We start from the raw sequence: 18455 nt of genomic DNA, 5'->3' as shown, positions 1-18455 counted from the left end.
CCGGCTCGGAGCAACCGAGCGGGTGGGATAGATTCCACGAATTAAAGGCGGCAGTTTCGTCGCGCGCAAACAATTTGCGCTGATGCTTCCGGAAAGCTACGCCTTCAGCTTTGCCGTCCGCGCCGCCCCATCACCAACGAATTCAAGCTGATCGGCCCGACCACACTATTGGGTGGTTTCATCTGGATCGCTACAACTTTCCGCCCGATTGGCGGCTTGTGCGGATCAAGAACAGTCGAGCCGAATTCGCCTGAGGCTCCTTGGGCAGCGGCACTACCTCGCGCGGGAAAAAACCATTTGTCTTGAGCTAGTCCCGCACCGATCGGAGGATCGGTAAAGAGCAACTACCGAAGCGGCGCACGCGCCGGATAAAATGGCCGGTTGTTCGAAACCCTGACCTCGTCGGAGAAAACTTCCATCTCCGCGGCTATCGTCCGGTACAGATCGGGCGTCCAGGAAGGTAGCCCGTAACCATCGGGATCGAGCGGCAACACGCGTGGGTCTCGCGGGGCAATGATCACTTTGACGTTTTCTTCTCCGACCTGTGCCGTGAGCACGAACAGTTCCTCTATCACTTTGTCCCCCATGGCAAGACAACCCGCGGATACGCTGTCACCGTGGATGAAAATGTCCGATCCCGGATCGAAACGGCCTTCGCGCTGGGCATGGAACCAGTCGAACTCGTTCGGATAGTTCAATTTCATCGACAGATGATAATTGCTATTCGGATTTAGTCCGACAATGCGGTATATCCCCTCAGGAACCTGTTTGTCACCCTGTCGCAGCTTGGGGCCGGTCACGCCGCTGGCGGCCTTGATGTCATAGCCGCGGATAAAACGGAACTCTCCCTCGTCTTTGGCCCAAAGTTCTAGCTTCTTTTCCTGTTTCAGTGCAATAAACGTGACTTTCCTAGGCGGATAGGAGATACCGGCCTTGCTGAAATACGGCTTGAGCTCTTGCTCGGCATACGGGCCGAATTGGTAAAGCACATCATGGATAGTCCGGTGTCTGGGCTCAAGAATATGCGGCGAAAGCATCGGAGATTGGTTAACAGTCGACATGGGCGATTGGCGCGCTACTGACTGATGTTTCTTAACCACCTTGAGGACTTGCTTGCCACTCGTTCGTGTGTGCTTTTTAGTGCTCCCTGTACAGGCAGTCAAAAAGGCAGCCGCCACCATCAGCAACAGGATAGTCTCGAATTTCGATTTCATATGCAGGTCCCTCAAAAAGAATCGCGCCTCCGTGGCTGCACGGCTGTCAATCGAGCGAACGTCGCTTGCCAGCCCATACTTCTTCGACAACGAAAATTCAATCCAAGTAGCGACTTACACTTTGTACCGAAAACCATATATTTACCGTTCTGTCCAAATTCTTCTTCAAGAGGCTTCTTGATTCCGGTTCGGCCCGAATCGAATTGCCTCGTCGGCATTACGGCACACAGATCCGGTCAATCGGCCGCGTCGGGTTCGAAAAACACCCATTTCACTTGGGGAAAAGCCGTTTTCAGACCAGCCTCGCAGCGATTGATATCGGCGATCATTTCGTTCATTTCGGCCACTCGACGCATCTTCGCCTTCACCGCCACCATTACGTCGCTGCCGAGTTGCAGAGTGATCAGATTGAAAATCTGCGCGACTTCCTCGCACTTGTCCAGATGATTATGTATGGCTTGCTTGATCTCGGGCTCAACGCTTTGGCCGATCAACAACTCGGAGACTTCCGCACCGATGCCCACGGCAACCAATACCAACAACCCACCGATTGCGATACTGCCTGCGGCGTCGTAAACCGGATCGCCGGTCGCCATGGCGAGCCCAACAGCGATCAGAGCGAACACCAATCCCGCCAAGGCCGCTACGTCCTCGCCCAAAACCACGATCAGTTCGCTCTGACGCGTGTCGCGGAACCAGCGCCAAAGTCCTCGGTTACCCCTGGCCTTGTTAACTTCCCGCAGGCATCCGTAAAGCGAGACACTTTCCATGGCAATGCTGAACACCAGAATCCCGACCGCCAGCCACGGCGACTCCAGCCCTTCGTGCGCCTCCAGCTTGTGTATGCCTTCGTAAATCGAAAACAATCCTCCCATACTGAAAAGAATCAGCGCGACGATGAACGACCAGAAATAAATCGCCTTGCCGTATCCCAAAGGAAAATCCGGCGATGGCGGACGCTTCGCCCGCTTGAGGCCAAGGATCAGCAAACCTTGGTTGCCGCAATCGGCGAAGGAATGAATTGCTTCCGCCAGCATCGAATTGGAACCAGTATGCATGGCGGCGAACAGCTTGGCTACGGCAATGGCCGCGTTTGCGCCCAGGGCGAAAAAAATGGATTTCAGCGAATCGGCTTGATGGGACATGACTCCTCGTGGCGTCGTTCTTTTTCGTATCGAAGGAGTGAAAAGAATAGCATTTGCGCAGCACCCCAATCTGGGCCGGAAAGCCCGCGGCAAATCGCCATATTCGCCGACAGCCGCGTGATTCAGGCGGAACACCTGCGGCCGATCGGCGAACAATCTCTTGTCGAATAAAAACTTATTCGCCGGATGTGTCAGTGCGTTTTCAACGAAAACACGCCCACTTCCGATCCGACGGAGCGTGCCGGGGCGCTGGAATTCCCAAGCTTCCCTCCTTGGTTGTTATTCCAAATTTGCGTGCCTGGTCCGCATCTGCTCCTCGGGAATCTTCTTGGCATGTATGATGTGGGATACGGTCGCTTCCAGCAACAGCAGCGTGGACAGTTCGAATGTCGTTCCCATCGGCATGCCGACCACTTTGCGATACTGCTCCGCACTGCCGATCCGGAATACGACGTCCGCTAAATCGCCGATCGACGAACTGTCTTTCGTCGTAATCAAGGCGATGTTGGCTCCCATTTCCTTGGCGCGTTTGGTATACGCCATCATCGTCTCGGTTTCTCCGGAGCCTGAAATGACGATGAACAAATCGCCCTTTCGAATGCTCGGCGTGACGACCTCGCCGACGATGTAAGCGTCATAACCGCCGTGCATCAAGCGCATGCCAAAGAACTTCGCAACCAATCCGGAACGCCCCGCGCCCGCGATAAAAACTCGGGACGCCCTGTCCAGCATCGTAGTCAGTCTTGCTTCGTAGTTGGAATCCGTAGACCCGAGCACGCCCGCAAGCTTCGACATGATGAACTTATGATGCTTGCCTTCGACCAGTTCGCGAATCTCCCGCGCGGCATCGGCGGGCGAGGACGCGCCATAGATCGCGGCGCCGACGACGATGATGTCCGCGCCCGTTTTCGCGACTTGGCGAGCCGTCGATTGGTTTATTCCTCCCGCGACGGATATCCTGACCGGCAAGCCTAATTTGGCGATCGCTTGCAAGTCCGCGAACGGCGTTTGCCCAGCGGCCTGCGCATCGAGACCCGTGTGCACGCCGATGATGTGGACGCCCAGCTTGGCCGCTTCCCGCGCGCATGCCAGCTTATCCGGCACATTGATGAGATCGACTTGAACTTCTGCATTATGGGCGTTGGCCGCCTTGATCACGCCTGCGATGGTGGGAAGACCGGACACGCCGAGAACCGTGCAGATATCCGCGCCGGCCGTATAGAAAGGCGCAGCCTCATACTCGCCGGCATCCATCGTTTTGAGATCGACGAGAATCAGCTTGTTCGGAAACCGTTTCTTCAGCTCGGTAACCAGACCGATCCCGTTATGTTTGATGCACGGCGTTCCGATTTCGAAGATATCGACATAGGGCGCCGTAAGACTGGCCAGCCTTAGGGTTTGATCGACGTCTAAGGAGTCCAATGCCAATTGTATTAATGGTTTTGCCATGAATATGTGCTCCGACTGCTTATCGTTGGTTATCGTGTATGCCGCACGGGCCAGCGACCGGTAAGGCCAACGGAATCTCGTTCGCCGGCCGATTCCCCCCGTCGTTGGACTGCCTATGCTAGCAGAGTGCGGATCGTCGGCAAGATGTCCGGTACAGGACGACTCCCATGCGCTCGCGATGATCGACCTAGCGGTTACGACTGCATTGCTCCGCGCATATAGCAGCGATCCTCCGGTAAATCGTCATAGTCGCCGCGCAGAAAGGCTTCGCAGTCGGCCAGAGTTCGCTCCAAGGGAACGGAAATCCCCTGAATGCCGGTATGTTCGGCAACCGTGTGGAACGGCTGGCTGAGGTATCTCTGAAGCCTGCGGGCTCGCAGAACCATGAGCCTGTCCTTTTCGGAAAGCTCCTCGACACCCAGCATCGTGATGATGTCCTCCAGCTCCTGATAACGGGCCAGATGCTCTCTCACGGCCTCGGCGACGGCGTAGTGGCGATTCCCCAGAAAATAGCGGTCCATCATCTTGCTGCCGGACAAGAGCGGATCGACCGCCGGATAAATTCCTTTGGCCGCCTGAGCGCGCGACAGGATCACGCGGGTGTCCAGGTGGCCCAGGATGGCATTTACCGCCGGGTCGGTCATATCGTCGGCCGGAACATAAATCGCCTGAACCGATGTAATACCGCCTCTATGGGTCGACACGATTCGGTCCTGAAGTTCCGCAACCTCGCTCGCTAGGGTGGGCTGGTAACCCACCGTGGCCGGCATCCGTCCGAGCAATCCCGAAACCTCGCTTCCTGCCTGCACGAAACGGAAGGCGTTATCCATGAGAAACAAAACTTCTTTACCCAAAGAGTCGCGTAGATATTCCGCATAGGTCAGCGCCGTCAGGCCGACCCGGAACCGTACGCCGGGGGATTCGTCCATTTGTCCGAACACCAGGACCGCGTTACCCATGACACCGGTATTGCGCATTTCATGCCAAAGCTCGTGCCCCTCGCGAATGCGTTCCCCTACCCCGGCAAACACGGAAACCCCCTGATGCAACGCGACGATGGCGTGCATGAATTCCATGATCAATACCGTCTTGCCGACGCCTGCACCGCCGAACAACCCCGTCTTGCCGCCTCGCACGAATGGGCATAAAAGGTCGATCACCTTGATGCCGGTCTCCAGGATACGGCTGGCCGGAACAGCTTCGTGCAGCGCGGCGGGAGGCGCCAAAACCTCTCGAAACTCGGCGTCCGGCAACGGTCCGCCGCCATCCAGCGGAGCGCCGAAGACATTCAGGAGCCGTCCCAGGCATTCCGGCGAGACCGGCACCCGCAAGGCGCCCTCGCTGTCGTAAACCGGCATGCCGCGCTTCAAGCCTGCCGTCCGGTGCAGGGTGATCGCCCTAAGCCGAGTCGGATCGAGATGCTGATGAACCTCGAATATATAACGCTCGTCGTCTATCGCGGCATACAAAGACCGATGCAAAGGCGGCAAGGACCGGCAGGCGATATCGACCACAGGACCATAGACCTCGACGATATGGCCGATGGGTAAAGGGGTAACTTGTGTTTCCTGAGTGCTCATTGCAAGTTCTGCGACCAAGTTCTAGAGGATCGGCCTGTCGGGCCGACCCTTAGAGCATTTTCATACCGACTGTACGGGCACTCGCGAGTAGGTCGGGAATCCCTCCCAATCGCAAACGGCGTCTTCGGGAAGGGCGTGGCCGGCGCTCCCGGCCAGGCCGTTTGCGATTGGAGCGCCGAAGCCCCCCTTCCCGACACCACGTCCCGGCCGAGCGTCTTCGTCGGAAGGGTCGCGACTAAAGCGACCGTTTGCGATTGGGAAAGGATTGCCGACTTACGAATGCTTGAATCAATTCACCCGAGCCGAAGGCGCCAACGACTTCCGCCAAGCCTGGTTTGCCGTACGAGCGAGATGAAAACGCTCTAGCATCAAAACCTAAGAATGCCCGATTCGATCCCTACCCGTCGAGCGAATATCTGCCCCGAGCCCGCCTATCTTTCCCTCATTCGAGTTACCCCGGCCGAGCGTCCCGGATCGTGCGGCTTGCTGCGATCGCCTACCGCGTCCAAAGTAAGATCCAAAGATTGGAGGAAGCCTCTATCGAAGCTCCTCGTTTTCGGCGTAAAAGCTCGTGCGGCAACGAATTACCGTGGCGCTCAGCTCATCGGGAAATTTGAGGGCAAGTTACCCCGTCCTCAGCCGGTAGACCGTAAAGGCTTTGTTTGAGACTTTCGTGCGGATTTTCGACCGGATGGCCGTGGCATCCTCAAACGCCGTAGTAGATTCTTTCGACCAAGGTCTTGAACCAGCAAGGCCGTATGAGGACGACGTACAAACCGATCGAGCCCGCCACCGGAACCGGAGCGATATCCAGCACCAGCAGGATAAAAAGGCACAGGAAGGATTTGATTCTGGCCTTCCTTGCTTCCGAACCGTGTCCGTGTTGCCCCGGTGCGCAGTCGATCGACCCGCAGGCCGTGCCCCGATAAAGATTTTCGACGACCTGATAAAACCGTTCGGGCCTTCTGACAACGATGAACAAGCCGATCAAACACGTCAATGACAACGGCCCAAAACCGATGATCGCAAGCACGGTCAGAAACAGGAAACTTTTTATCTGCGTACTGTTCATCGCGACTCAAGCACATACCGCCGAAACGGGCCTTTCAACTTAAGGATTACGCCCCCATACCGGACCGGAGCTTGCCGAAAACCTCCCTTGAAATACGACCATGTTCCGCGCAGCCCAGTTCGAGCGGAGCGGGCAGTCGCCAGATAACTCTTCGGCTGTCATTTGGATTCGGCGATATCCGACGACGGAACAGTTCCTTTATCCTCGCTCGGAGCCGGATTCGAAGGGTGACGCCACTTTCACGACCAGCGGATTGAACGCCCCACCTCGACCTCGAACGCTAGGTCGAGAGTCATGACGCCTTCCGCGGTGTGCAGGCTTTTTCGTATAGAGAGTTCCAGTGTCACAGACTTCTCGGGCCGCGTTTGTTGAGAAAAAACACGGCGAGCAGTATGGAGAAGCTCAGGGCGAACAGAACGCATAAAAATTGGCGGCAGCATAGTTGAGCGATTCCACCTCATCGTAAATGGCTATGGAAGCCACTCGGGTCACGCCCGGAATACTTCCGCCCATCATCAGCACCACGCCGAACTCGCCGATGGTATGGGCAAAACTGATGACGACCCCGGTCAGCAAAGCAGGCTTGATGTTGGGCAGCAGAATTTGAAGGAGGGTTGCCCGGCACGATAGGCCGAGCGTGTAAGCCGCTTCGGTGAAACTGCGCGGCAAATGCAGGAATCCGGATTGAATGGGATGCACCATGAACGGCAGACTGAACAGCACGGATGCCACTACCAGCCCTTCGAAACCGAACACCAGGCGCAGTCCGAAGGTTTCGTCCAGAAAACGGCCGAACACGTTCCCGGGACTGAAGGCCAGAAGCAAATAGAAGCCCAGCACCGATGGCGGCAATACCAAAGGCATGGCAATCGAGCTTCCGCCGCCGCCTTCAGGCGAAATCGGCCAGTACCAGTAGCCCTATGGAATGCCGAGCACGACCAGAATCGTCGTGGTGACTGAGGCGAGCTTCAGGGTCAGGATCGGGGGCTGCCAGTCATACGCCATTGGCGCTTTCCCCCAGCATGACTTCGTTGGCCTTGATCAAGGCCTCGACCCGATCGCCGACGGCCAATTCCAGCCGCTCGGCGGCCCGGCGGGTGACGATGGAAACCAGGCGGTGACCTCCGCAATCCAGCTTGACCTCGGCCAGAAGTTCGCCCTTGAGCATTTCGACCACTTCGGCCTGGAGACGGTTGCGCAGGCTAAGGCGTCCGCTCAGCGCCTTGCCCAGCGAAACTTCCGTTTCCTTGAACAAGACCGACACGGCATTCCCCGCTCGCAGATAGGGCGCGGTTTCCGCCGTTTCCACCAACATTGCGGTCAAAGTATTTTCCTCAACTGCGACATCAACCAGCGAAATATCCCCTTCGCTGGCGACGGCAAGAATGATTCCCGGCAATCGGTTCACGGCCGATCTCCCCCTCCCCCCACGATTCAAAGACTTCGGCTGCGTTCGAAACCGTGGCGCCAAATCTTGACCGCCGACAAAACCAGGACCAGCGCCAGAAGCGGCAGCAATACCGTACTGGGAATCATGCCTAGCAATCGGCCCCCGAGGAACGCTCCTATCACCGAGCCCACCGCCATTATCCCAACGAAACGACGGTTTCGTCCCAGCACTGCGAAGCTCCCGTCCCGGCTATAGCGGCTAAATCCCGCGAGCATGGTGGGCAGACTCACTGCCAGGGAGAGGCTGCCGGCCAGCTTGATATCGGCCCCGAACAGCAGCACCAGTGTGGGTATCAAAAGCTCCCCTCCCGCCACACCCAAGAGCGATGCCGTGACGCCAATGCCGAAACCCGCCGCGACACCCGCGACGGTCAACGCGATGCCCTGGAATGGCACACGGTCCTGGCTGCTCGCAGCATGGCCGAACAGCAAGACCAAGGCGATGACCATCAGCAGCACGGCAATGATTCGATAAAGCGTTTCGCCTTTGAGCCGAATCGCCCAGCCCGCTCCTATCCATGCACCCACCACGGTGCCCATTAGAAGATTCACGATCACGGTCCAATGCGCAGCCACGATAGCGAACGGCACGGTGTCGGTGCGGAACGGCAAAGCCGAGGCCACTACCGTCAAGCTGACAAGCTTGTTGACGATTACCGCCTCCAGAGCTGCGAATTGAAACGTCCCAATCAACAGGGGCAATCGAAATTCCGCGCCGCCCAGCCCGATCAAACCGCCCAGGGTTCCGATCAGCGCTCCGCCGCCAAAGGCGGCTACGCCGTGCCGCGCCGCCACAGGCGCCGCTGGCCCGAATGATACCGGATTAACGTGCCGACTCATGGCGAGGAGCCCGATGCACCCGGCAGCACAAAACCGTAGCGGCGGAATATCGTTCTGCCGGCTTCGCCAGAGACGAAATCGGCAAAGGCTTTGGCCGATGAATTGTCCTCGGCCCGTTTCAGGATGACGTAACCCTGATCCAGAGGCGAATGCAGATTCTCCGGAATCAAGGAATATCCGCCCTTAGGCTTGAGCATGGGACTCTCGGCCAGGGACAGGGCGATGATACCGACCTCGGCGGCGCCGGTCTCGGCTAACTGGGCGGTCTGCGCCACATTCTCGCCGAACACGAGTTTCTTTTCGACTTTCGGCCACAGACCGGCCTTTTTCAACGCCTCCTCCGCACGCGTGCCATAGGGGGCGTGTTTGGGATTTGCAATGGCGATCTTCGTAATGTCGGGCTTGGCTAGATCGCTCAATTTCATGTCGGCCGCGTTCATCTTGGCGCTCCACAAAACGATGCGTCCCCGAGCGTACAGCCGCACCTCGGAAGCCGTCAGCCCCTGCTCCTTCAATTGCTGTGGGAACTTGACGTCGGCGGAGAAGAACAGATCGAATGGCGCTGCCTGTACGATCTGCTCGTAGAACCTGCCGGAAGATCCGGTCACGAGGTCCAGCGTTGCCTCCGGATGCTCCTTCCTGAAAGCCCTAGCGATCTCCTCCATCGCGAACTTGAGATCGGCCGCCGCCGCGATGGTCAGCCTGGAAGGCTCTGCCGCCCAGGCGGAATACCCGAACATCAGCAGAATGACCGAAAACACCGAAACCAAACGCTTCATCAATTCGTGCTCCGCTTTTTTCATTAAAACGCGTCTAAAACGCATCGGAATCGCATTCGATAGGGAAAAGATTTTGGCGATATGCTCGGAAAAGCATATCGAACTCAATTGTGCAAACCCTGCACCGCTCATGATCCGATCGCCAGGCCAATGTAAATACGGACGCGCATCGATGGGATAGACGGATCATTCGTGGAGCGTTCTGAGTCCGTATGAAAACCGTAGATGATGTGACACAGGCATTGGCGTTCGACCGCGAAACCTATTAATCAGGCCCGTAAATACCCTCCTGGTCTTTCGGGCCGCCGCCCAGGCCGGTACACGCTTAGGCCTGGGCTCACGCGGCTTATCGCCGCACCGGGGCATCCCTGCCCCGGATTAACCCGGCCTATATTTATAGGCCGGGTTAATAAAGCGGATTGGTTCTTGTTACCGGTATGGAACAGTACTTATTACCGAATGCCGCAACTTAGTCTAGAGTTTTGCACCACAAAAAGGGATAGACACTGAATATCCGAGATTGCAGGCTAACCCTTCACCGCCACTGGATCTGGCCGCGGAACGAACCGTTTCCCATGCCTACAGGACTGTAACGAGTTATCACAATGAATGCCCTTAACATCACACCGATTATCCGCCTCGTGCTTATCGACGGCGACCCCGATTGCCGCCAAGTCTGTCGACAGGCGCTCGAGCAGCATTCGATCTATCGATTCGAGGTCATCGAAGCCGGTACCGGCCGTCTGGGGCTGAAATTGATTCGGGCCGAGAGGCCCGACTGCATCGTGGTCGACCGGCGATTGCCGGATTTCGACATAAACGAGCTGCTCGCCGACATGGCCGTGGATATGGGCGAATTATCCACTCCGGTGATCATGATGACTTCCGATGACGGAGCTGCGGCGACAACGGACACGTGCAAGAACGGCGTCTCGGATTATGTTGCGAAAACCGGTGAACTCGAATTCGTACGGCGATTGCCGGACCTGATTGCCCGCAACGTAAACCAGACTCGACTTTTGCGCGAAAAGGAGGAAGCCCTGGAGCAGTTACGGAAAGCCGAAGCCAAATACCGCGCTCTAGTGGAACAAATCCCCGCGATTACCTATATCGCTTCGCTCGAGGCTCCGGGAAAGCTATTGTACGTAAGCCCGCAGACCGAACAGTTCGGATACGCCCCGGAAACCTGGCTGGACGACCCTCTCGGCATCGGGCTGATCAAGTGGGTCCATCCCGACGACCGGGAAATGGTCATCGAGCAGTTTGCAGGAACCTATGAGCATCATGCGCCGCTCCGTTGCGAATACCGGGTGATCACACAAGACGGCAAGGCGCGCTGGGTTTTGGACCAAGCCAGTGTCGTTCACGACGACGCCGGCCGGCCGCTGTTCCTGCAGGGCACGCTCGTCGACATCAGCAAGGACAAGGACGTCGAACAGCAACTGGCGTACTATCGCCAGCGCCTGGGTGAATTGGACGCTCAGCGCTCGGAGCCCTGGAAAAAACAAGCCGACCTGCTCAAGGTTGCCAATGCAAGCGTCGACAAGGCTTTGTACGACCGCATCGAATTCGAGCAGTGCTTGGAAAATCTCTTGGCGGCTCCCTGCGAGAACCGATCCGACTATGTACTTTGCTATATCGATCTCGATCGCTTCAAGATCGTCAATGAGACCTACGGATGCGCTGCTGGAGATCAATTGCTGCAATCAGTCGGGCAGGCTCTGGAAAGACGATTGCGGCAGAGCGATATTCTCGGGAGTCTCGGCGAGGACAAGTTCGGTCTGTTGCTGGAGAATTGTCCGATCGAGCGGGCATGGATCGTGGCGAACAATCTTCGGGACGCCGTCAGGAGCTGCCGATTGTCGTGGGCAGGAAAGGATTTGTGGGTAAGCGTCAGCATCGGGATTACGGCTTTGACGGCCGCAAGCGGCGATGCGTCTTCAGTGCTCCGGAGCGCTGACAACGCGTGCCGCATCGCCAAGCAAAAAGGCCGTGATCGCACCTACATTTTTGACGGCCAGGGTACCGACTATCTGAACGAGCCGCTTACCGCAAAGTATCAGGCGAGAGGCAGGAGAACAAACTGGCCGGCGATCGTCGATTCCAACGCGGTGCCGCTAAGAAAGAAGGCCTGAACGGCACGGCGTAACCGACAAGCGAAGCCGGAGCCATGCGGCTCCGGCTTTTCGTTGGCGAAGCTCTGAATACGGATCTATTCGATGCGAAACAGGCTAGCCCCGTTCTTTCAACGCCACATAATCGCGCGTGACCGGGCCGGTATAAAGCTGTCTCGGACGGCCGATACGCTGTTCGGGGTCGGCCATCATCTCCATCCAGTGGGCCATCCAACCGGCGGTACGCGCTACCGCAAACATTGCGGTAAACATGCTCATCGGAATCTTCAAAGCGCGGTAAATGATGCCGGAATAAAAATCGACGTTGGGATATAGCTTGCGTTCGATGAAATAGTCATCCTTCAACGCGATCTCTTCCAATCGAAGGGCAAGATCGAACAGCGGATCTTTGGTATCGGCCAGCTTTTCCAGTACTTCGTAACAGGTCTCGCGGATAATCGTCGCGCGCGGGTCGAAGTTCTTGTACACGCGGTGACCGAATCCCATGAGGCGGAACGGATCGTTCTTATCCTTGGCGCGGGCAATGTATTGGGGTATGTGCTTCGCATCCCCGATTTCCTGAAGCATCTTGATGACCGCCTCGTTTGCGCCGCCGTGTGCCGGACCCCACAGTGCCGCAATCCCGGCGGCGATACAGGCGAAAGGATTGGCCCCCGAACTCCCGGCCAAGCGCACCGTCGAGGTGCTCGCGTTCTGTTCATGGTCGGCATGCAACACCAGCAGCAAGTCCAAAGCCCGCTCGGCGACCGGATCGACCTCATAGACCTGAGTCGGCATGGCAAACATCATATGCAGAAGATTGCCCGTATAGCTCAGGGAATTATCGGGATAGATTTGCGGCTGTCCCATGGTGTATTTGTATGCCGCCGCGGCTATGGTCGGCATCTTGGCAACCAGGCGGAGCGCCGCCAGTTCCCGCGATCTCGGATCGTGGATATCCAAGTAATCGTGGTAGAACGCCGAAAGCGATCCCACTACCCCCACCAAAACCGCCATCGGATGGGCGTCATGATGAAACCCCTGGTAAAAGAGCCTCAGGGATTCGTTGATCATGGTGTGGTGCACGACCTCATGGGTAAACTGCCTTAATTGGCTTCCATTCGGCAACTCGCCATACCACAACAGATAAGTGACCTCCAGAAAGTTGCTGCGGGCCGCCAACTGTTCGATGGGGTATCCGCGATACAGCAGAATTCCTTGTTCGCCGTCGATAAAGGTTATTCCACTCGCACAGCTCGCCGTCATCGCAAAACCGGGATCTACGGTAAAACAACCGACCTCGGAATAGAGCTTGGAAATATCTAGGACGGACGGCCCCATCGTTCCCCTGATCACCGGCAAAGACGTAAGACGTCTGCCTTCAGGATCGGTCAAATTGATGTATTCGTTGGTCATAGTGGTTTCCGTTTGGATTTGATCTGACTAGAAATAGCGGCTTTCCATAGACCTAGACTCCAGTTTACTCCCGCGCAGCATACGGCCAAAGGAGAGTCTCAACGAACATAATTAGTGTTCGAGTGTCGACCGGCTATTCGATATGCGTTTTTTGACCGCTTATCGGTTCATAAGCCGGCATCAGACGACGAACGACAAAGCCCACGATGCTGGTACAAATTTGTCTTATTTGATTGCGACCATCCCGAGTAAGTTCGCCGGCAACCGACACTCTGGGACGTGCTTCTGCATTCCAGGCTCTCGCCGCGGCGTGGAGTTGGCGGGATGGAAAGTTGTCGGCTTAAAGTGTGCCGAGGGGCGCTGAAAATGTTTGCCGATCGGCATTCATTCCGATTTCGTGAATTTCGGGGCGATTCCGAGCATCAGAAATTGACGCGTATCCCGAATTCTCCGGCGCGGCCAGGCTCCGGTGCGATATTGCGGAGGTAAGACGTGGAGTTGCGAATGGTTTCGTTGAGCAGGTTCTTGCCTCTTATGAATACCATGAGCTCGGCATAGTCGGCGACCGCCAGTCGGTACTCGGCGCCGACATTGAACAACAAATAGCCGTCCGTTTTCGTTTCATTCTCGCCCGGATTGTTCTGCGCCTCGGCATTCATCAGCCGGGCGAAGGCGGTGAGTTTTTCGAAGCCGTAATCCAGCTGAAAACCGTATCGGAGCGGCGGCATGCGCGGGACATCGCCGCCATGATCGAAGCGGCCGCGCACGTAGTCTGAAAACAAAGTGAGATCCAGCTTCCCGAACGCTTGGTCGAACACCGGAAACTTCAGGCTCGCCTCGAAACCCTTGAACGTGGCGTCCAACTGCGTACTTTCCAGCACCGGAATACACGCGTCTTCCTCGGAGCACACGGTTTCGAATTCCTCGGTTTCCCGGTTGAAAACCGTGCCGGGGCTACGCTGAAAGATGTAATCGTTGACCCAATTGTGAAACAAATTGACTTCGGCGCTGACCCAACCGGGGTTATAGCGGAAACCGAGGTCGAGATTGTAGGAGGTCTCTTCCGAAAGCGCCGGATTGCCGAGCTCGAAACTCCTGGTCGCGGCGTGGAAACCGTTCGAGAAAAGTTCCTGGACCTGGGGCGCCCGCTGGGAGCGGGTTACCGCGAAGGTCACAGCCGCATCGTCGCGAACGTTCCACACGGCCGAGCCCGAGGCGCTGACCGGCGTGTGCGAAACGCTCTTCAAGCTATCGGGGGTAATAGTCTGATCTTCGACGCGCAACCCCAACTCGAACAGGACGTTGCGCCAATGCATGTCCTCCACGGCGAAAAAACCGTAGGAGGAAATATCCGATTTCGGCACTACCGCCTCTTCGCCAACGGCGGAGAATTCGCTGTCCTGAACCTGCACGCCGACTACCCCGTGCCAGGAACCGACATTCTTGTGAACCAGCTCTATCCGCCCTTCCACCGCCTCGTTGCTGAACACGGTGCCCGTGGCGCCGTTCTCCCGCTCGACATGGCGGTAATCGGTGTAACCGAGGCGCATTTTGAGCGTCTCGACGAAAGGCGCGGGATCGTAGAGCTCGCTCTTGAAATCGTAGCGGGACTGCTCCATATCGACCCGAATTCTATCCTGCCCCTCCGCTTCTTCGTCACCGTGCTCATGTCCATGGTTATGCGCGCCGGGCGGAATGCCGTAATCGTTTTCCAGTCGGTTGACGGAGAATCCGAAAAAGCCCGGGTCCCCGATGAACGAGAAGCCTACCGTGCCGCCCCGTGCCCTCGCGTCCGTGTTGGCGATATATCCTTTCGTATTGGCGATGGCTTCCCCATGGCCTTCCTCGCCGTGCGAGGCCGCTTCCGCCTGTTCATCGATGGCGAACCCCGGAATCTCGACATTGTTCCGATCGCGATAGAAACCATCCAGGTGCAGGGCGAAGATGCCCTGCCCCGCGTCCAAGCGCAAAACACTCGTAGTTTCGTCGGATACGGTGTTGTAGCGCTGTTCCGCCGCGCCGGTAACGACCTTCTCCGGCAGCCGATCGGGAATTCGGTTGTCGATGACATTGACCAAACCACCGATGGCTCCGCTGCCGTACAAGAGAGCTTGAGGCCCCCGCAGCACCTCGATACGCTCAGCGAGAATCGGCTCGACGGCATTGGCATGATCCGGACTCAGGGTAGACACGTCCTGAATTCCAAGGCTGTCTTGCATGACTCGCACGCGCGGACCGCTTTGCCCGCGGATGACCGGTTGGCCGACGCCGGCGCCGAAAGACGAGCTGGTCACCCCGAGTTCCTGATTCAAGGTTTCGCCGAGGGTATTGCCAACTTTCCGAGACAGCTCATCACCCTTCAAGGCATTGAAGGGACGTGCCATTTCCTCGGCCAGTTTATGCACCGGCGCGGTGATCAATACGGGCTCCAATTCTTTTACGGATTCCTCTTCGGCTGCCACGGACGAAGCAAAAGATGCGGCTGAAGCCATCAGCAGGACGACTCGCTTGTTCATGTTTCTTATAAGGTCCTATCGAGCTAATGTTATAGCGTTACATATACGTTACGAATTCGAGCGAGTCGACAGCTCTCGGCCCGATACGCTTTGGCTCAGGCGTCAGCCGCGTCCTGCGCGCAATGGGCGCACAAGCCGTGAATTTCGATAGCTTTCCGGTGGAGAATAAATCCCGCCTGCTCCACTTCACTCGCGACCGCTGCCATTACCTCGGCTCCCGGTCGCTCCTCGACATTCCCGCAATGTTCGCAAATCAGCAACAGCTGCTCGTGCTTCCGCTCAGAACAGTTGCAACCGATAAACGCATTGAGGCTTTCCACACGGTGGATCAGGCTCTGCTCCATCAGAAACTCCAAGGCCCGGTAAACCGTCGCCGGCTTTGCGGCTTGCTCGAACGGTTTGATTTTGTCGAGCAGGTCGTAAGCCTTGACCGCGCGATGACTTTCCCAGATGAGTTCGAGCACCTTGCGGCGGATCGGCGTCAGCCGAACTTCGCGCTGGGCGCACAGCTGCTCCGCCACGCGGAGCGCTCGGTCGACACAACCGCGGTGATCATGGGTGGGCATCGTGTACACTTTTTGACTAGGCGGAGTCCTGACATTCATTGCTTGGACCTCAAGCGCTGCGTTTTTATGTTACTTTATAACATCTCTACAGTGGCGACAAGCCAAATGTCTTGGAACGAGGTCGATCCTGTATTCGAGCGGAGTGCGTTCTCCGCGAGATAACGATCAAGCCGATCCAGACCATTACTCGAGGGCAGGCACCAAGCGATTCTACCTGCCCGGCAAAGGCGGCAATCTCGGCAGCGGAGGCGCCGGCAAATCAGAAAGGCGAGGCAGCTCCGGTAGCCGTGGCAAGCCCGGTCGCTCTATCGGAACATACCGATGCCTGTCGTCGTAATAGTGGTGGTGATGCTCGTGGACATGAACAGTTTTGTGGTGGCGGTGCTTATGATGTTTATGTTTGTGGGCATGTTTTCCCGAAGCCACGGAAGATCCGCTAAACACGATAAGCAATACGGCCAGGATCGGCTTCAACATCAAAATGCGCATGGATTGGAACTCCCCCCTTGATTGCAAAACGCCGCGTATTTTATGCAAAGGCAAGGCCAGGATTCCCGCCTATCGTGATAGCGGATCCAACTCGCTCAATTCCAATACAGTAGTCATCAATAAATTGGAGCCAAAAGAGCAATCTCGCTCCTGGACGTCGGGATCTGACGACAATTCCTCGCTCCGACATGACACCCGATACGCTGAGCTGCCATCCGAAACCGTTTTATTCGATGCGGGAAAGATCGGGAAGAACCGTAAGCGTCCGAGCCTTACCGTGTTGACGGCGTCAAGCCGCGATGGGCTGGGTCAGTTCCGTCACCTGATCGGCGAGGTTCCAGGGTAGGAACTCGTCGATTCGATTGACGGGATGCTCGGCGATGCGGGCCAGCACGGCACGGAGGTACGCCTCCGGATCGAGGCCGTTGAGTTTGGCCGTGCCGATCAGGGTGTAGATCGCCGCCGCTCGCTGGCCGCCGGCGTCGGAGCCGGCGAACAGATAGTTCTTCCGGCCGAGCGCCACCACCCGCAACGCGCGTTCCGCGGCATTGTTGTCGATCTCCAGACGACCGTCATCGCGATAGCGGGTCAGCGCCGGCCAGCGGGTCAGGGCATAGCGGATCGCCTCGGCTAGCGCCGACTTTTTCGAGACCTGTGTCAGCGTGGTGTGCAGCCAGGTCTGAAGCGCCGCGAGGAGCGGACCCGCGCGGGCTTGCCGCGCTGCGGCACGGGCCTCCGGCGGCTGGCCCCGGATCTCGGCTTCGATCGTATAGAGCGCACCGATACGCTGGAGCGCCTCGGCCGCCAAGGGACTCCTGTGGGCCTTGTGGAGCTCGTAGAACTTGCGCCGGACGTGCGCCCAACAGGCGACTTCCTGCACGCGACCGGTGTCGTACAACCCGTTGAACCCGGCATAGCCATCCGCCTGCAGGGCGCCTTCGAAGTCCTTGAGATGCGTCCTGGGATGCTGGCCTTGGCGGTCCGGCGCGTAGGCGAACCACACCGCGGGCGGCGTGAGATCACCGGCCGGGCGGTCGTCCCGGACATAGGTCCACAGCCGACCGGTCTTCGTCTGGCCCTGACCGGGCGCGAGCACCGGGACCGGCGTGTCGTCGGCATGGAGTTTGTCGCCGGCGAGCACATGCCGGCGGATTGCCGCGACCAAAGGCCGGAGGAGGCCCGCGGCGTCGCCGACCCAATCGGTCAAGGTGGACCGGGACAGAGCCACGCCTTCGCGGGCGTAAATGACCGACTGGCGGTACAGCGGCAGATGATCGCCGTATTTCGAGACGAGTACATGGGCCAGGAGCCCAGGACCCGCCAAGCCTTGGGCGATGGGTCGGCTCGGCGCCGACGCCTGGACGATGCGGTCGCAGCGGGCGCAGGCACACTTGGGGCGGACGTGGCGGATCACCCGGAAGCGGGCCGGGACGTACTCCAGGATTTCGGCGACCTCCTCGCCCAAGGGCTTCAAGGGACCGCCACAGTCGGGGCACTCGGCCAAGCCGGGGGCATGGGCCTGAGTTTCGCGGGGCAGATGATCGGGCAGTGACCGGGGCGTTCTTACCCGGCGCTCGGCTGCGCGCGGTTCGACGATCGCCGCGAGTTCCGCATCGCCCGTTTCGAGCTCCTCCAGCTGAAGTTCCAATTGATCGAGGAGCCCGGCCATTTTTTCGGAGCGGCGCCCGAACTGCTGGCGGCGGAGCTTGGCGACGAGGAGTTTCAGGTGGGCGATTTCGACGCGCTGGGCTTCAATCAGCGTCTTGAGGGCGGGAATCTCATCGGGAAGCACGTCGGGGTTGGTCATGCCCCGATTATACCCGCCC

14 protein-coding genes are annotated in these 18455 nt (G+C 57.8%); 1 reads left to right on the top strand and 13 read right to left on the bottom strand.

What is annotated here, in order from left to right:
- Positions 1 to 344 precede the first annotated feature (344 nt).
- The 9 genes from ACWJJK_RS10830 to modA all read right to left on the bottom strand — a co-directional run bounded on the left by ACWJJK_RS10830 (position 345) and on the right by modA (position 9528).
- Positions 345 to 1214 (bottom strand): L,D-transpeptidase family protein, encoded by an 870-nt coding sequence (locus ACWJJK_RS10830; protein ID WP_156880887.1) that lies wholly within the window; start codon positions 1212 to 1214, stop codon positions 345 to 347.
- 236 nt (positions 1215 to 1450) lie between these two features.
- Entirely contained in the window at positions 1451 to 2359 is a 909-nt protein-coding gene (locus tag ACWJJK_RS10825) for a cation diffusion facilitator family transporter (protein WP_086133936.1), read from the bottom strand.
- Positions 2360 to 2638: 279 nt separating this feature from the next.
- Positions 2639 to 3808 (bottom strand): bifunctional 3-hexulose-6-phosphate synthase/6-phospho-3-hexuloisomerase, encoded by a 1170-nt coding sequence (hxlAB, locus tag ACWJJK_RS10820; protein ID WP_156880888.1) that lies wholly within the window; start codon positions 3806 to 3808, stop codon positions 2639 to 2641.
- A gap of 194 nt (positions 3809 to 4002) precedes the next feature.
- Complete coding sequence (gene atpD, locus ACWJJK_RS10815) at positions 4003 to 5388, bottom strand: F0F1 ATP synthase subunit beta (protein WP_156880889.1); 1386 nt, start codon at positions 5386 to 5388, stop codon at positions 4003 to 4005.
- Between the two features lie 706 nt (positions 5389 to 6094).
- Positions 6095 to 6460, bottom strand: a complete 366-nt coding sequence (locus ACWJJK_RS10810; RefSeq protein ID WP_454128993.1) for a hypothetical protein — start codon at positions 6458 to 6460, stop codon at positions 6095 to 6097.
- Positions 6461 to 6862: 402 nt separating this feature from the next.
- Positions 6863 to 7324 carry an ABC transporter permease subunit gene (locus ACWJJK_RS10805; protein ID WP_434130481.1) on the bottom strand — a complete coding sequence of 154 codons (462 nt, stop codon included), beginning with the start codon at positions 7322 to 7324 and terminating at the stop codon, positions 6863 to 6865.
- 130 nt (positions 7325 to 7454) lie between these two features.
- A complete protein-coding gene (locus ACWJJK_RS10800) occupies positions 7455 to 7868 on the bottom strand; it encodes a TOBE domain-containing protein (RefSeq protein WP_434130482.1) in 414 nt (137 codons plus the stop codon).
- A gap of 26 nt (positions 7869 to 7894) precedes the next feature.
- Positions 7895 to 8749 carry a sulfite exporter TauE/SafE family protein gene (locus tag ACWJJK_RS10795; protein WP_454128992.1) on the bottom strand — a complete coding sequence of 285 codons (855 nt, stop codon included), beginning with the start codon at positions 8747 to 8749 and terminating at the stop codon, positions 7895 to 7897.
- A complete protein-coding gene (modA, locus tag ACWJJK_RS10790) occupies positions 8746 to 9528 on the bottom strand; it encodes a molybdate ABC transporter substrate-binding protein (RefSeq protein WP_454128991.1) in 783 nt (260 codons plus the stop codon). Before modA ends, ACWJJK_RS10795 begins: the two co-directional genes overlap by 4 nt.
- A 605-nt stretch (positions 9529 to 10133) precedes the next feature.
- Between modA and ACWJJK_RS10785 the strand changes: the two genes are divergently transcribed.
- Positions 10134 to 11663 (top strand): diguanylate cyclase domain-containing protein, encoded by a 1530-nt coding sequence (locus ACWJJK_RS10785; protein WP_156880893.1) that lies wholly within the window; start codon positions 10134 to 10136, stop codon positions 11661 to 11663.
- Between the two features lie 96 nt (positions 11664 to 11759).
- On the opposite strand, the gene ACWJJK_RS10780 is transcribed toward ACWJJK_RS10785, so the two are convergent.
- From ACWJJK_RS10780 to tnpC, 4 genes are all read right to left on the bottom strand, one after another.
- Positions 11760 to 13058 carry a citrate synthase gene (locus ACWJJK_RS10780; RefSeq protein ID WP_156880894.1) on the bottom strand — a complete coding sequence of 433 codons (1299 nt, stop codon included), beginning with the start codon at positions 13056 to 13058 and terminating at the stop codon, positions 11760 to 11762.
- Between the two features lie 422 nt (positions 13059 to 13480).
- Entirely contained in the window at positions 13481 to 15574 is a 2094-nt protein-coding gene (locus ACWJJK_RS10775) for a TonB-dependent receptor domain-containing protein (RefSeq protein WP_156880895.1), read from the bottom strand.
- A gap of 95 nt (positions 15575 to 15669) precedes the next feature.
- Positions 15670 to 16140 carry a transcriptional repressor gene (locus ACWJJK_RS10770; protein ID WP_454128990.1) on the bottom strand — a complete coding sequence of 157 codons (471 nt, stop codon included), beginning with the start codon at positions 16138 to 16140 and terminating at the stop codon, positions 15670 to 15672.
- A gap of 778 nt (positions 16141 to 16918) precedes the next feature.
- Positions 16919 to 18436 (bottom strand): IS66 family transposase, encoded by a 1518-nt coding sequence (tnpC, locus tag ACWJJK_RS10765; protein WP_454128988.1) that lies wholly within the window; start codon positions 18434 to 18436, stop codon positions 16919 to 16921.
- Between the last annotated feature and the right edge of the window lie 19 nt (positions 18437 to 18455).

The sequence above is a fragment of the Methylocaldum gracile genome (genome assembly GCF_053646815.1).
This window is presented reverse-complemented; position numbering and strand designations above follow the sequence as displayed.

What these genes read in the sequence shown, in the direction of transcription:
- ACWJJK_RS10770 (WP_454128990.1), bottom strand. Translation starts at nt 16,140, where the DNA reads ATGCCCACCCATGATCACCGCGGTTGTGTCGACCGAGCGCTCCGCGTG.
- modA (WP_454128991.1), bottom strand. Translation starts at nt 9,528, where the DNA reads ATGAAGCGTTTGGTTTCGGTGTTTTCGGTCATTCTGCTGATGTTCGGG.
- ACWJJK_RS10825 (WP_086133936.1), bottom strand. Translation starts at nt 2,359, where the DNA reads ATGTCCCATCAAGCCGATTCGCTGAAATCCATTTTTTTCGCCCTGGGC.
- hxlAB (WP_156880888.1), bottom strand. Translation starts at nt 3,808, where the DNA reads ATGGCAAAACCATTAATACAATTGGCATTGGACTCCTTAGACGTCGAT.
- ACWJJK_RS10810 (WP_454128993.1), bottom strand. Translation starts at nt 6,460, where the DNA reads ATGAACAGTACGCAGATAAAAAGTTTCCTGTTTCTGACCGTGCTTGCG.
- atpD (WP_156880889.1), bottom strand. Translation starts at nt 5,388, where the DNA reads ATGAGCACTCAGGAAACACAAGTTACCCCTTTACCCATCGGCCATATC.
- tnpC (WP_454128988.1), bottom strand. Translation starts at nt 18,436, where the DNA reads ATGACCAACCCCGACGTGCTTCCCGATGAGATTCCCGCCCTCAAGACG.
- ACWJJK_RS10805 (WP_434130481.1), bottom strand. Translation starts at nt 7,324, where the DNA reads ATGCCTTTGGTATTGCCGCCATCGGTGCTGGGCTTCTATTTGCTTCTG.
- ACWJJK_RS10775 (WP_156880895.1), bottom strand. Translation starts at nt 15,574, where the DNA reads ATGAACAAGCGAGTCGTCCTGCTGATGGCTTCAGCCGCATCTTTTGCT.
- ACWJJK_RS10830 (WP_156880887.1), bottom strand. Translation starts at nt 1,214, where the DNA reads ATGAAATCGAAATTCGAGACTATCCTGTTGCTGATGGTGGCGGCTGCC.
- ACWJJK_RS10785 (WP_156880893.1), top strand. Translation starts at nt 10,134, where the DNA reads ATGAATGCCCTTAACATCACACCGATTATCCGCCTCGTGCTTATCGAC.
- ACWJJK_RS10780 (WP_156880894.1), bottom strand. Translation starts at nt 13,058, where the DNA reads ATGACCAACGAATACATCAATTTGACCGATCCTGAAGGCAGACGTCTT.
- ACWJJK_RS10795 (WP_454128992.1), bottom strand. Translation starts at nt 8,749, where the DNA reads ATGAGTCGGCACGTTAATCCGGTATCATTCGGGCCAGCGGCGCCTGTG.